The organism is Planococcus shenhongbingii, assembly GCF_030413635.1.
Classification (GTDB): domain Bacteria; phylum Bacillota; class Bacilli; order Bacillales_A; family Planococcaceae; genus Planococcus; species Planococcus shenhongbingii.
This window is the reverse complement of the sequence record NZ_CP129235.1, coordinates 3,641,790-3,656,209: the sequence shown is the minus strand read 5'-3', so window position 1 is coordinate 3,656,209 and position 14,420 is coordinate 3,641,790. Positions and strand designations below refer to the sequence as shown.

The following is a 14,420-nucleotide window of genomic DNA, read 5'->3' as shown; positions in this document are numbered from 1 at the left end:
AATGGGAGTGTGAGTTATGAAAAAAAGCGAGGATGCAATCGAATTCACGAACATCTCCAAATTCTATCCGGGAGTCAAGGCGCTTTCAAGCATCAACTTTTCGATCAAGTGGGGGACCATCCTTGGGCTGGCAGGAGAAAACGGCTCAGGGAAGTCCACTCTCCTGAAACTTTTGACAGGCATTGAAAAAGCAAGTGAAGGCGAAGTCCGCGTCCGGAATGAGGCCATCACCTCCATCAAAAATGCACGCCGCCAGAAAATCGCCATGGTCACGCAAGAGCCTTCGTTGGTGGAGGAGTTGTCGATCGCCGAAAACGTCATCGTCAATGAGAACGGCAAGTGGTTTGTGAACTGGAAAGAAAAAGAAAAAAAGACTTCATTCTATCTGAATAAGCTCGGGCTGGACCTGGACGTCAAACAGAAAGCCGGGAAATTGTCCCCGGATCAGCAGCAATTGGTGTCCATCGCGAAGGCCTTGGCAACAGAGCCGACCATTCTGCTGTTGGATGAAGCGACCAGTTCCTTGACGGACGACCAGACCGAATTGGTATTCGAGCTGCTGCAGGAATTCAGGAAAAACAACAATATCGTCATCTTCATCTCACACAAATTGAAGGAATACTTAAAGATCTGCGACGAAATCATTGTGCTGCGGGATTCCCAGTATATAACCCGGCTTGTGCCGCCGCATTGGACAGAAGAAACCATCATCTCGTCGATGGTCGGGAGGGAATTGTCCGATCTTTACCCCGCGAAAAAGCAAGCGCAGCACACGAGCGTCATGCTGAGCATCAAAGAGCTGGAAATAAAAAAATCCGCCAACAAAGCGCTGGACATCGATATCAGAAAAGGGGAGATATTCGTCTTTTCGGGATTGGTGGGCTGCGGAAGAAGTGAAATCCTGCGGGCGCTGATCGGGGAAATGGAATCTTCCGGCCACATCGATCTGGCCGGAAAAGCTTATCCGTGCCAAAGTCCGGTAGAAGCATTGAAAAGGGGTGTCACCCTGATTCCGGCCGAAAGGAAATCCGAAGGTATCATCGGCCATCTGTCCGTTTATGAAAACGCGGTGCTCGGTGTCCGGTCCCGGAAGTCCCTGTTCGGATTGGTGAACAAGAAAAAAGAAGAGAAAGTCGTTGAGAAGATCATAGCGGATCTGGGCGTCAAAACTTCGTCCGTGCATACCCATATTGAACATCTGTCCGGAGGCAACCAGCAGAAAGTGATTCTGGGAAGAGCCTTATCGATTGCGCCGCAAGTGCTGCTGCTGGACGAACCGACACGCGGCATCGATGTCGGAGCCAAGTCGGAGATCTATCACCTGCTGCGAAAGCTTTCAGATGAAGGCCTGACGGTCATCATTTCCTCTTCCGATCTGCAAGAAGTGGTCGGAGTGGCAGACCGGGTCGGCGTCATGTTCAGAGGCGAACTGAAAACGATTTTAACCAACCATGAAGTTACCGAGGAAAATATCATGTACTACGCCACAGGTAACGATTAGAACGGAGGTAACTATGGAGACTGAAACTACCTTAAAAACCACCGAAGAAGTCAGCCGGAAAAAGATGAACTACAAGCAGTTATTATTGAAGTTTGCCGGCATCGGGCCGCTGCTGGTTCTGCTGTGCATCATCGTGAGCATCATCAACCCGGCGTTCCTGACCGTCCAGAACTGGATCAATCTATTAACTGCAAGTTCCGGAATTTGGATCATGGCCATGGCGATGACGCTGGTGCTGCTGACAGCCGGCTTCGATTTGTCGGTCGGTTCCACGATGGCATTGAGCGGCGTCATGCTTGTCACGCTGTTGTCTGCCGGGATGCCGCAGCTTCTGAGCATCGTAGTGACGATAGCGGCCATTACGGCAATCGGTTTTCTCATCAACGGCCTGCTGATCGGCAAAGTCGGATTGAACTTCTTTGTCGTCACACTGGGCACCTTATCGCTGTTTCGCGGAATCGTCTTTGTCTGGACCAATGGGGAAACCAAGTATGTTTCGGAGTATCCGCTGATCATGGCGCTTGGCAACGGTAAGCTCGGTGCGGTTCCGTATCCGATCATCATCATGCTGGCCGTATTCCTCGCTTCGTTTTTGTTTTTGAAATACACCAGTTTCGGCCGTTCCATCTATATCGTCGGGGGCAATCCCCATACGGCAAGGCTGTCCGGCATCAACGTCACGCTGGTGATCACGGTGGTTTACGCCATCAGCGCCATGTTCGCCGCATTAGCGGGCATTATCGAAACCGGAAGACTGGCTTCGGCTGCCCCGACAATCGGCACCAGCACGGAATTGCTGGTCGCAGCGGCAGTACTGCTCGGCGGAACCAGCTTTAAAGGCGGCGTCGGCGGCGTCGCAGGAACCGCACTCGGCGTCTTGTTCATCGCCGTATTGCAGAACGGCCTGAGCCTGGCGAACGTTTCGTCGTACTGGCAAAATGTCATTACCGGTATCATCCTGATACTGGCGATCTTTTTGAACCATGTGAAATCCAAAAATCTTTAAATGGAATTTCAAGTTCATCTCAAATGATGCTTTACATGTATAATTTGTAATTAAATAAAGTAAAAGGGTTTTCCAGGAAACTGGAAAACCCTTTTGTTATTCTGCTGCAAAACCTCAAGCTTTAAGAGACATTCCTCAGGCCAAAGATTTGCTGTAATCATAGTTATGCTTCGTATAGACATACCCTTCCAAAATCATTCGGGCTGTGCGCACGACTTTGATATTGCCGATGTGGCCGGCAATCATGTCCACTTTCGTCTCAATGATTCCGGACGGGTGACCTAAGCGCAAGACGGTATTTTCGACTTGGATGACATCGTTTAAAATAGTGTCTTTTAAAAAGGCTCCAGCAGTTGTGCAAATAGCTCCTGTGATTGCCAAGGCCTGATGCGGTTTTTGCATCGACATCATCCGGATTCGACAATTCATGTCCTCTGCTTTCCGTTCAACACCATTAACGTCCAAATAGGTTTCAGGAGGAGCGACAATCGTGAGTTTAGGCACTGCGGGCGACTTCACCGTCGCTTCTTCTTTAGTTGAAAACAAGCACATTTCAGCGGCTGCCGAGCGGATTTCTTCCAGTTCCGCCAGTTTTTCCGCCGTGAACTCATACGGCAATTCCGACCCGGTCAGTCCTACATCTTCTGCCCTTACAAAAACCAAGGGGTTGGCAACATCAATGATGGATACTTCAAGAAGGCCGTTTTTTGTTTCAATCCGGTCAATCGGATTTTCAGTCGGGAACAGCTTTCCGGTGACGGCGCCTTGCGCATCTGTAAAGGACAAATAGATAGGGGAACCGGTCCCTGGAACTCCGGGGATTTCGCATTGCCCTTCCGTTTTCACCCGTCCATTTTCCACTTCGACTTCCGCGATGATTACTTTTTGTGTGTTGGTATTAAAAATTCTGACCATTGTCACAGGTTCCACTGCTGCAAACAGTCCTTGCTCAATGGCATAGGGGCCCACTGCGGAAGAGATGTTCCCGCAATTCCCCTTAAAATCCACCAATTGATTTTCAATGCTGACTTGCGCAAAGGTATAATCCACGTCGATTTCGTCCAACTTCGACTTTTTGATGATCGCTACTTTACTTGTTAGGGAATTCCCCCCGCCCAGACCATCAATTTGCCGCTGGTCAGGGCTTCCCATGATGTCCAGCAGGAAGCTATCCCAAAGCATACGGTCCTCCGGCATTTCCTCATAATTGATAAATACTCCTTTACTGGTTCCGCCGCGCATGACGGCAATCGGTATCTTCATCTGACGAACCACCTTTCTGAAAATTCTATTGCTTCTAAAAATAGACTATGATAATTTGAATCATAAGTGAAATAGATATTTTGTTCAGTGTCTTATCGAAAATACTTATAACATAAATGGAGTGATTGAAATGGATGAAAAAGATTGGGAAGCGATGCAAGTTTTACATGAAGAAAAAAACATTAGCCGGGCCTCGGAGCGCTTATATATTTCACAGCCGGCTTTAACGTACCGCTTAAAAAATTTGGAGAAAGAAGTCGGTACAAAACTTTTTTTCAAAACAAAAAAAGGGGTAGAACTGACAGCTGAAGGAATCTATTTAGCCCAATACGCGGAAGAAATGATTACAAAGCTTCAAAATACTAAAGATTATCTTCAAAATATGCAGCAAGAAATTCGAGGGACAATCCGTCTAGGTGTTTCGAGCAATTTTGCACAATACAAATTGCCTCCATTGTTGAAGGAGTTTTTGACTACTCATCCAAATGTCCAGTTTAGTGTAAACACGGGATGGAGTGCGGATGTAATGGGGCTGCTCAATTCATCAGAAGTGCATCTCGGCATTCTGCGCGGCGATTATAATTGGACGGGGTCGAAGACCTTGCTGCAGACTGAGCAATTATTTTTGATCTCTAAAAAAGAAGTGGATTTGGAGAAAGTGCCGGAATTGCCTTTCATCAATTACAAGACGGATAGTTCTTTAAAAGACATTATCAACAAATGGTGGCATAACCGTTATATCGAACCGCCGAAGATTACCATGGAAACAGACCGGCAAGAAACCTGCAAAGAAATGGTTAAAAACGATTTAGGCATTGCCATTTTGCCTGAAATTTGCCTTCGTCCTTCAGATCAGCTTTATAAATACCCTTTATTTTATGAAAATGGGGAACCTGTAACACGGGATACGTGGTTAATGTACAACCAGGAATTTTTGAAATTATCTACAGTGCGAAAATTTATAGATTTTCTGAATGACCACCCTTCCTTTTAGAGTTTGGCCGATTTTATAAATAAATGATGGGTTATAAGTTTTTTTATTCATTTCTAATAAGATTTATCTATTTTACTTATTGGAGTAGATGAAATATTCTTATAACTAATTCGAAATATAAGCAGCCAAGGGACATAGCACTTTTGGGAGAATTGTAAGCGAATACATTCAAAGGGGGAATTCTTATTCTTACATTTTTAGGGGTGTCGATGGTTGTTGTATTTACGTATCTGATCATGGCGAAAAAGATGTCAGCGGTGGCAGCGTTGGTAGTGGTTCCGATTTTCTTTGCTTTGATTGGAGGGTTTTGGTCGGGCTTAGGGGACATGATGATGGAAGGATTGAAACAGGTTGCTCCATCAGCTGCTTTACTGTTATTCGCGATTTTGTTCTTTGGCATACTGATAGACGCCGGCCTGTTTGATCCATTGATCAACAAAGTCATGAAAATCGTTAAAGGGGACCCGGTGAAGATTGCAATGGGAACAGCCGTCATTGCGATGATTGCAGCTTTAGATGGTGACGGGACGACGACTCATATGATTACCATTTCAGCTATGCTGGCGCTTTATCTGCGCTTAGGGATGAATCCTTTGGTTTTGGCAACAATCTCTATTTTGTCCGTAAGTATTGTCAGCGGCATGACGCCGTGGGGCGGACCGGCAACACGGGCTATTGCATCGCTTGGTCTGGATGCCAATGAATTCTTCGTTCCAATTGTACCGACGATGCTGGCAGGGATGCTTAGCGTATTAGGTGTGGCGTATCTGATGGGCAAAAAAGAACGGGCCCGGCTTGGCATCATTAATGTGGAAAAAATTCCAGCGGCCTCAGAAAGCATGCTTCAAGTAGCCGCCACTCACGCGGTGGAAAATGACTTGAAACGGCCTAAACTGATTTGGGTCAACTTAATCTTGGTAGTGACAATCATGACGGTTTTAGTGATGGGGTTATTGCCAGCTCCGATCAGTTTCCTGATTGGTTTTGTAATAGCAGCAACAATCAACTATCCTAATTTAAAACTTCAAAAAGAGCGGATCCTGGCTCATTCCGGAAATGCCATTACCGTTGTCGTTCTGGTATTTGCAGCGGGAATCTTCTCCGGTATTTTCTCGGGGACTCAAATGGTCGATGCCATCTCCAATTCGTTGATTTCCATTATTCCGGCTTCCGTCGGTTCGTTTTATCCATTGGTGGTGGCAATTACCAGCATGCCATTTACGTTTGCACTTTCAAACGATGCCTATTATTTCGGCGTCTTGCCAATCTTGGCAGAGGCGGGAGCCGCTTATGGCGTCAGTCCATTGGAAATAGCCCGGGCATCTGTTTTGGGGCAGCCTATCCATTTCCTGAGCCCGCTCGTCGCTTCAACTCTGTTGGTTGCCGGCATGGTGCAGAAGGACATCGGCGAACTGCAGAAGTTTGCATTTAAATGGGCATTTATCTGCTGTATCGTAATCATTGCAGTTGCGTTTATTACAGGAGCGATTTAAACCATAAAGGGATTCCGCCATTCATAGCGGAATCCCTTTTGCTTTTTATTATTCTTTATCGCTGTCCAGAATGATTTGCGTAATCAGCTTAGCCAGTTTCATGACCGTATGGAGGCGTGTATCGTTCAGAAACTGGGAGCTGGGAAGCGGATCGAGGTAATTGACAATGCCTTGGAAGTGATAGTCGCCTACTTCCGGAAGCATTTTTTCAAGGGCTTTTCCGGGAACCAGAGGCCCTTCGTTGAACAGCACATCCCCGACTTGTTCTTTTGTGCCAAGGCTAGCGTCAATGCTGATCAGCAACGGATTGCCGCTTTTCCTATAGATGTCTTTTAAAGCGATTTTCAAATTAAAGGCATGAACCGGTTCTTCCAAAGTGCCATATACAGGATGAGAAATGCCGTTCTCCACCATCATGCTGCCGATCAGCGGGCCAAGCGAATCCCCGATATAGCGGTCCGAGCCGATGCACAAGAAAACGACTTCGCGCTGCTGCTGCTTCGCTTCCAAAAAGATGTTCTTCAACTTCGCAATCAGCAACGCCATTACTTCGTTCCCGGTCTGTTCATTGAAATGTAAGGATGCCTTGACCGGTACTTGTAAATGTGAATTTTTATATTTCCGAAAAGTATGCATGAACTCATACCACCTTCGAGTGTATTTGCCATTAAACTATGTCTTCATTATAGCGTTAGAACCGCCTCTATTGATAGAAAATAGCTTTTATGGTCAGAAGCCAGCAGAGTAAAAAAAGATGATAAGAAAATGCTATTTTAAATTATGTTTTAGATAAAATTCTTTTATGATTAACTATAGATTTTTTCGATTTTATTTTCTGACAACTTCCCTCTATCATAAAAGCAAGAAGAATTTTAAGGAGGAATCACGATGCCAGAGAAAACATATGATGTAGTAGTGGTAGGAGCGGGGAATGCGGCTCTTTGTGCAGCGATTTCTGCCCACGAATCCGGGGCAAATGTGCTGGTGCTGGAAAAAGGGCCGAAAGAAAAAAGAGGAGGCAATTCTTTCTTCACAGACGGTGCAATCCGTTTCGCGTATAATGGGCTAAATTCCATCAAGGAAATAGTCAATATCTCGGAAGAGGAAGCGGAAAAGATCGAGATGCCGAACTACAGCGAAGAAGACTATTACAACGACCTCATGTGTGTGACGGGCAACCGGAGCGAACCAGGCTTGGCGCGCCAACTCGTGTCGAAATCGTTTGAAACGATTTCCTGGATGAAAGACAACGACATCACGTTTGAACTGATTTATGACAACCAGTCATTCGAGAAGGACGGCAAGCGGCATTTCTGGGGAGGGCTGCCGGTCAAGACGGCGGATAAAGGCGTTGGTCTGATCAAGCAATTGAACGAACGCGTCAATAAACTCGGCATCGACGTCTGGTATGAGTCGGCGGCAACCGGCTTGAAAAAAGAAGCGGACCAAATCACCGGAATCACCGTCAGCCGGCAAGGACAGGAGCTGACTGTACACACGAAAGCTGTGGTGCTCGCTTGCGGCGGCTTTGAAGCGAACAAAAAAATGCGGATGGAGCATTTAGGCGAAGAATGGGAAGCGGCCATTGTCAGAGGGACGGAATTCAATACGGGCGACGGGCTTTCCATGGCAGTGGAAGCCGGCGCAGCAACGTTCGGCCAGTGGTCAGGCTGCCACTCAATCGGCACCGATTACAACGCGCCGAAAGTCGGCGACTTCACCAAACCGGGGGACATCTTCAAAAAGCACTCGTATCCACTCGGAATCATGCTGAATAAGGACGGCAAGCGCTTTGTCGATGAAGGCGCGGACCTGAGAAACTACACGTACGCCAAATACGGCCGCGAAATCCTGAAGCAGCCGGACCAGATGGCGGTCCAGATCTACGACGCACAGGTTAGACCGATGTTGCGGAAAGAATATAATCTGGAAGAGACGACGGAATACAAAGCAGACACGCTGGAAGAACTGATTGCGCAATTGCCGGTTGACCAAGAGCAGTTTTTGAAGACAATCCAGGAATACAACGCGGCTGTCCAGGAAGGCGAGTACAGCCCGAACGAGAAAGACGGTAAAGGCACACAAGGCATCACGCCACCGAAATCGAATTGGGCGTTAAAAATCGAGCAAGGCCCGTTCTATGCGTACCCGGTTACATGCGGCGTCACGTTCTCGTTCGGCGGACTGCGTGTGAATCCGGACGGCGAAGTGTTGGATGAAGGCGGACAGGCGATCGACGGATTGTTTGCAGCAGGCGAAATGATCGGCGGCATTTTTTACGACAACTATCCCGGCGGATCGGGCTTGATGTCCGGTGCCGTTTTCGGGAAAATTGCCGGCAAGGCAGCTGCAACGCGTTCGAAGCAAGCGAAAGTAAACGCATAAAGAAAAGGCGAAACCCCTTGGCTGTAAATCAGCCAGGGGGTTTTGCCTTTTCTGAGAAATCCGTTTACAACGACGGGTTATCCGCTGAGTCCGGTTCAGCAGCGGAGGAAGAGGCGATCAGAAAGTCGATGAAGTTCTGGACTGCGGGATACAGGACATCCGTTTCTTTGTAGATCAGCCAAGTGGGACGGTCGAAGGGCTGCCCGTTTTGATCCAGCAATGTTACCTTGTGGAGGTCGTCCATATCCGTTACGGCGAGCTCGGGCACAATGGCGTAGCCCAATCCTCTAGAGACGAGCTTCGTGCACGTCTCGATATTATCAATCTCCATATTGATGGACGGCGGCTGCGAGTAGTTGCTGTACCACCAGCTGTCCATCATCTGTTGGAGCTTGGGATCGGTATTGAACACGATGCGCGGCTCTTTCGGAAGGCTCGGAAAATCGATGGGATTCTTGGAGATGATGCACAGATTCTCCCGGTTCAACAGCACTTTATTGCTTTGCCAGTAGATATCACCGCGCACAATCCCAAGGACAATATTGTCCTGTTCCATTTCCTTCAGCACTTCATAGCTCCAGCCGGTAAACACCTTGAACTGGACGTTGCTGTATTTCTCGGAAAACTCCTTCAAGACATCGGGCAGGATGAAGCGGGCATAATTGCTGGATACGCCCAAGCGGATCATGCCGGCAAATTCTTCGTTCGTGTTGAGCAGGTAATCTTTCGTCTGCTGGAGTTTCATCAGCATTTCCTTGGCGTACTGCACGACGTATTCCCCTTGAGGCGTGAATTTGATGCCTTTTTTATGGCGCCAGATGAGGCGAACGCCGACTTCCTCCTCCAGCTGGTTCAACCGGTACGTAATCGCCGGCTGGGAAGTGAAGAGTTTATTCGCCGCTTTTGTAATGTTCTTTTCCTCATAGATGGTCGTAATGATCAGCCAGTCTTTTTCATCCATAGCAAGCAACTCCTTAACCGAATTATACTACATTCGGAAAGCCCTTATTTCCACAATTCTCACTTTTAAAATTGTATAATAAAGGATAGTAGAAAAAGGCAGCATGCACCTTTACAAACAGGGGGAAAAACGATGAACAAAAAAGAATTGGTCCAAGCCGTTTCACAGAAAAGCGGTATCACGAAAGACCAGGCAGCAAAAGTGGTCAATGAAATCACCAGCAGCATCACTTCAGCTTTAACAAAAGGCGAGGAAGTCAAAATCAACGACTTCGGTGCCTTTGGAGTTGCCGAAAAGAAAGAGCGCAAAGGCCGAAATCCGCAAACCGGGGAAGAAATCACCATTGCCGCTTCAAAAGCGCCTCAGTTCAAAGCAGCGAAAGTTCTAAAAGACATCATCAACCAAAAAAGTTTTATCGAGAATTTCGTTTCCACGGGCAAGCTCAATGAAGAAGAAGCCCGTGTTCTGACTTATGTATTTGAAGAAAGCAAAAAGGCAAAGGCAGCCGGCGGAAATCTGGAAGAATTGACCATTGTGGAAGTAAAGAAAATTGCAGAAGATCTGGATTTGGATTTCAGGGAAGCTGAAATGATCGTCAACCGGCTGATTGGCAAAAAGATTTTGAATACGAAGGTCTTTACGAGCCAGATCGAAGAAGTGTTTTTGAGAGGGAACTACCGGAAGTACTTATGATAGAAATTTATCGAATGAAGGCTCTCAATAGATTTCAAAACCTAGCAAACGATGATGCTGATTCTTGAAAATGTAATTTATTTGCTAATAGATTATTTGTTAAATATATATGGAAGAGCGCATCAGGAAATTTCAATGCGCTCTTTAGCGTATATTCATAGAAGGACAATAAATTTAGGCTTTTTTGTTAAGCAAATTCTGTAATTGATGTACGGAAAACTCACGTATGGGATACCTTTTGTTGGGATTTTGCTGATTGATTATGTAATGAGTTGAATTTGAAAATTTTATATTGAACTTCCAATGCGCACGACCGGAACTCGGGAGAACATATAGGTCTGCTGGCATCATTTCACGAATGAAACGGTCTAGGTCAGCCACTAAGAACTTATCAAAGAAACGAACAACCAAAAATCCTTTGTAGGGTTTTTCTTTATAACGGTCAATATTCACTTTACTCAAATCAAACCAATTATGTTGGTTTTGAGCAGAAGGCGAAAGGACGAATAGTCGATCTCTCAGAAAGACCGCTGTATTAGAAAACTGCCTCAAGTTTAGATCGTGAGTTAGCACATGCTTATTAACACTCATAGAACTTTGCTTATCAGTCATTTTAGCTGCTCCTTTCCATAAGGGTAGATATCCCTTAGTAAAACGCGTAGATTATAATTTGATGGAAGATATTAGTTTAGATCTAATTATAATGCAATTTCAAAAATATGTAACTAAAGGAATATAATGATGTGAAATGAATTAAAAGATGAGTTATTAGAAAAGAGAGGGATTCTTAATGAAAAAAAACATTCACGTAGTAGGAGCAGTTATCACGGACGGCGATAAAATTCTATGCGCACAGCGAGGAACAGAAAAAGCATTACCAGGACTATGGGAATTTCCTGGAGGCAAAATCGAACAAGATGAATCGCCGCAACAAGCTTTGCAGCGTGAAATTCAAGAAGAAATGCATTGTGAAATTGAAATCGGAGAACAAGTAGAACATACCGTATATGAATACGATTTTGGCATCGTGCATTTAACCACATTTTACTGCAAGTTATTACAAGGAAAGCCGGTTTTAACAGAACATACCGCGATCAAATGGCTAGGGCCGGACGAATTAGAACAACTTGAATGGGCACCTGCTGATATTCCAGCGATTGAAAAAATAGCACAAACCTTTGTTAAACAGAACTAAGAAGAAAACGAATGGTGGTCGACAATGAATTTACTTCAGAATTTACAAGATTCCTTATACAAAGGTTTTATCGATCAAACTCAACATAGTGGAGAACGCTTTAAGCCAACATTATTAGTTAACAATACGAACGAAAATGTTTTAAACGCCTTGCTTGAAGAGCTTGATCATTGTCAGTCCTTTCTTTTCTCAGTCGCTTTCGTGACAGAAAGTGGCTTGGCTACATTGAAATCGCATTTTTTGGATCTGGAGCGAAAAGGGGTTAAAGGACGTATTTTAACGTCTACTTTTCTAAACTTTAACCAACCGAAAGTATTTAAAGAACTATTAAAAATCACCAATGTCGAAGTTCGTTTGGCAAATAAAAAAGGATTTCATTCTAAAGGATATATTTTCAATCACGAAACCCATCATTCGTTAATCGTAGGCAGCTCTAATCTAACTGCTAACGCGTTAAAAGTGAATTACGAATGGAACGTCAAACTGACTTCACTCGAAAATGGTGAAATCGTCAATCATTTCAATGATCAATTTGAAGAAGTCTGGGAAACTTCAATTCCTTTAACAGACGAGTGGATCGCACGCTATGAATCTTCTTATGTGCCGCCTACAAACAATCGTGAAGCAAGCCTGGTTACCGATTTTCCGGCAGTGTACGAAACAAACGCCATTGAAGAGGCTTTGAAAATCACGCCAAATAAAATGCAGCAAGCAGCGCTGCAAGAAATTCAACTTGTACGAGAAGCAGGTAATGATAAAGGTTTGGTCATTTCTGCAACAGGAACCGGGAAAACCTATTTATCGGCTTTTGATGTCCGCAGCTTCGCGCCAAAGCGGATGTTATTTATCGTTCACCGCGAACAAATTTTACAAAAAGCCAAGTCGGACTTTCTTCAAATCCTAGGTGGTGCAGAAGAAGACTTTGGGATTTTATCCGGTTCGTCGAGACAAACCGATGCACGGTATTTATTCGCGACCATTCAAACCATTTCAAAAGAAGACACACTTCGACAACTGAATCCCGAAGCGTTTGATTATATTTTAATTGATGAAGTACATAAAGCAGGAGCAAAATCGTATCAAAAAGTTATGGATTACTTTAAACCGAAGTTTTTAATGGGCATGACCGCTACTCCTGAACGAACAGACGATTTTAATATATACGAGCTATTTGACTACAATGTCGCTTATGAAATCCGCCTACAAGAAGCGCTTGAAGAAGATATGCTTTGCCCATTTCATTATTTTGGAGTTACCGATATTGAGTATGATGAAGGGGTTATTGATGAAGCAACTGCTTTTTCAAAACTCGTAACAGAAGAACGAGTAAATCACATTCTCCAAAAAATTCATTATTACGGCCATTCAGGTGACCAAGTAAGAGGATTAATGTTCTGCAGCAGAAAAGACGAAGCAGAAAAACTGTCGGTTGAGTTAAATAATAAAGGACTTCGAACCGTGGCTTTAACAGGCGATCATTCTCAAGAAGAGCGCGTCCGCCAAGTAGAGCGTTTAGAACAAGGACAACTCGATTATATTTTAACAGTAGATATTTTTAATGAAGGAATCGATATTCCGAGTGTCAATCAAGTGGTCATGCTGCGTCAAACGCAGTCGAGCATCATCTTTATCCAGCAATTGGGTCGCGGCTTGCGGAAGCATGGATCGAAAGAATATGTAACGATCATCGATTTCATTGGGAATTATAAAAACAACTACCTCATTCCAGTCGCTTTATCTGGAGATCGCTCTCAAAATAAAGACAATATCCGACGGCACATGAAAGACACCAGTTATATTAAAGGTGTTTCTACCGTGAACTTTGAAGAAATCGCCAAGAATCGCGTCTTTAATGCCATTAAGCGCAGTAATTTAACCGATATGAAATTATTGAGAGATGCTTATATCGAACTCAAGAATAGAATTGGAGAAATTCCAAAGCTGCAAGACTTTATCATTCATAACTCTCTTGATCCACTTGTGATTGTACAAAAGTATGTGAATTACTATGAATTCCTATTGAAGTTAAAAGAGATTGAACCGGTCTTATCAACTTACGAAGAACAAGTCATTACGATGCTTTCTCAGGAACTATTAAACGGTAAACGGAAGCATGAAGTGGTGTTATTGGAGTTACTTTTAATTGAAGGAAGTATGTCAAGAGAGAAATATCTTCAGGAGTTAGAGAAGCAAGGGTGCGTCACAAATGAAGAAACGATTAAATCTGTAGAACGCATTTTAGATCTTTCGTTTTACACTGAAGCTACTCAGAAGAAGTATGGAAACAAACCGCTCGTTCTATTCGAATCAATGGATTCTTTGTCCTTCAACTTGGAAATTGCAGAGCGGTTAACTGCTAATCCTATATTTAAAGAGATGCTGATCGATATCGTAAACACTGCAGCATCTCTTAGTGAACAATATTTATGTGAGAAACCACTAACTTTGTACAAAAAATACACAAGAAAAGACGCTTGTCGACTATTGAACTGGTCAAATGATGAAAGCTCTACGATCTATGGATATAAGACAAAGCATGGAACTTGTCCAATCTTTGTTACTTACCATAAACACGATGAAGTTGAATCCAGTGTTGCGTATACCGAGGGCTTTATCAATCCTGAGGTCTTTAAATGGTCGACAAGAAGCAATCGTACTTTAGCATCCGAAGAAGTGATAAAAATCATTAATGCAAAAGAACAAGGAATCGATCTACATCTGTTCGTGAAAAAAGACGATGATGAAGGTGGCGATTTCTACTACTTAGGAGAAGTTGTTCCTGATAAAAACATGGTTGAGCAAAGTACGATGGAAGATAAGAATGGGAAAGAGATTCCTGTGGTTCATATGAATATGGTGTTGGAGAAGAGTTTGGAGAGTAAGCTGTATCATTATATTATGAGTGGAGAAAATTAAAATTTATAAAGAG

General features: G+C 44.3%; 11 protein-coding genes and 1 pseudogene. 8 read left to right on the top strand and 4 right to left on the bottom strand.

Translation table 11 applies throughout. From position 1 onward, the window contains the following. Positions 1–16: 16 nt before the first annotated feature. Positions 17–1,501: a sugar ABC transporter ATP-binding protein gene (locus tag QWY16_RS17690; RefSeq protein ID WP_300990546.1), complete on the top strand. Its 1,485-nt coding sequence runs from the start codon at positions 17–19 to the stop codon at positions 1,499–1,501. Positions 1,502–1,514: 13 nt separating this feature from the next. Further along, positions 1,515–2,507 carry an ABC transporter permease gene (locus tag QWY16_RS17685; RefSeq protein ID WP_300990545.1) on the top strand — a complete coding sequence of 331 codons (993 nt, stop codon included), beginning with the start codon at positions 1,515–1,517 and terminating at the stop codon, positions 2,505–2,507. 135 nt (positions 2,508–2,642) lie between these two features. Here QWY16_RS17685 and QWY16_RS17680 read toward each other — a convergent pair whose 3' ends face one another. Then, entirely contained in the window at positions 2,643–3,770 is a 1,128-nt protein-coding gene (locus QWY16_RS17680; protein WP_300990544.1) for a 2-methylaconitate cis-trans isomerase PrpF family protein, read from the bottom strand. 130 nt (positions 3,771–3,900) lie between these two features. On the opposite strand from QWY16_RS17680, the gene QWY16_RS17675 reads away from it, so the two are divergent. Both QWY16_RS17675 and QWY16_RS17670 read left to right on the top strand, forming a co-directional pair. Next, positions 3,901–4,764, top strand: coding sequence for a LysR family transcriptional regulator (locus tag QWY16_RS17675; RefSeq protein WP_300990543.1), 864 nt, complete (start codon positions 3,901–3,903; stop codon positions 4,762–4,764). 185 nt (positions 4,765–4,949) lie between these two features. After that, the gene (locus tag QWY16_RS17670) at positions 4,950–6,257 is read left to right on the top strand and encodes a CitMHS family transporter (protein ID WP_300993515.1); all 1,308 of its coding nucleotides are present in this window, start codon (positions 4,950–4,952) and stop codon (positions 6,255–6,257) included. Between the two features lie 48 nt (positions 6,258–6,305). Here the strand turns inward: QWY16_RS17670 and yyaC are convergent, their stop codons facing one another. Next, a complete protein-coding gene (gene yyaC, locus QWY16_RS17665) occupies positions 6,306–6,893 on the bottom strand; it encodes a spore protease YyaC (RefSeq protein WP_300990542.1) in 588 nt (195 codons plus the stop codon). Positions 6,894–7,145: 252 nt separating this feature from the next. Between yyaC and tcuA the strand changes: the two genes are divergently transcribed. Beyond that, positions 7,146–8,642, top strand: a complete 1,497-nt coding sequence (gene tcuA / locus QWY16_RS17660; protein WP_300990541.1) for an FAD-dependent tricarballylate dehydrogenase TcuA — start codon at positions 7,146–7,148, stop codon at positions 8,640–8,642. Positions 8,643–8,706: 64 nt separating this feature from the next. Here tcuA and QWY16_RS17655 read toward each other — a convergent pair whose 3' ends face one another. Next, complete coding sequence (locus tag QWY16_RS17655; RefSeq protein WP_300993513.1) at positions 8,707–9,603, bottom strand: LysR family transcriptional regulator; 897 nt, start codon at positions 9,601–9,603, stop codon at positions 8,707–8,709. Between the two features lie 78 nt (positions 9,604–9,681). Here QWY16_RS17655 and QWY16_RS17650 point away from each other — a divergent pair. Then, positions 9,682–10,002: pseudogene (locus QWY16_RS17650) on the top strand (HU family DNA-binding protein); the annotation flags it as partial. A gap of 468 nt (positions 10,003–10,470) precedes the next feature. Here QWY16_RS17650 and QWY16_RS17645 read toward each other — a convergent pair. Further along, positions 10,471–10,908 carry a hypothetical protein gene (locus QWY16_RS17645; protein ID WP_300990540.1) on the bottom strand — a complete coding sequence of 146 codons (438 nt, stop codon included), beginning with the start codon at positions 10,906–10,908 and terminating at the stop codon, positions 10,471–10,473. 178 nt (positions 10,909–11,086) lie between these two features. Here QWY16_RS17645 and QWY16_RS17640 point away from each other — a divergent pair, with 178 nt between their 5' ends. Both QWY16_RS17640 and QWY16_RS17635 read left to right on the top strand, forming a co-directional pair. Further along, complete coding sequence (locus QWY16_RS17640; RefSeq protein WP_300990539.1) at positions 11,087–11,491, top strand: (deoxy)nucleoside triphosphate pyrophosphohydrolase; 405 nt, start codon at positions 11,087–11,089, stop codon at positions 11,489–11,491. A 24-nt stretch (positions 11,492–11,515) separates the two neighbouring features. Beyond that, the gene (locus QWY16_RS17635; RefSeq protein ID WP_300990538.1) at positions 11,516–14,407 is read left to right on the top strand and encodes a DEAD/DEAH box helicase; all 2,892 of its coding nucleotides are present in this window, start codon (positions 11,516–11,518) and stop codon (positions 14,405–14,407) included. The last annotated feature ends 13 nt before the right edge of the window (positions 14,408–14,420 follow it).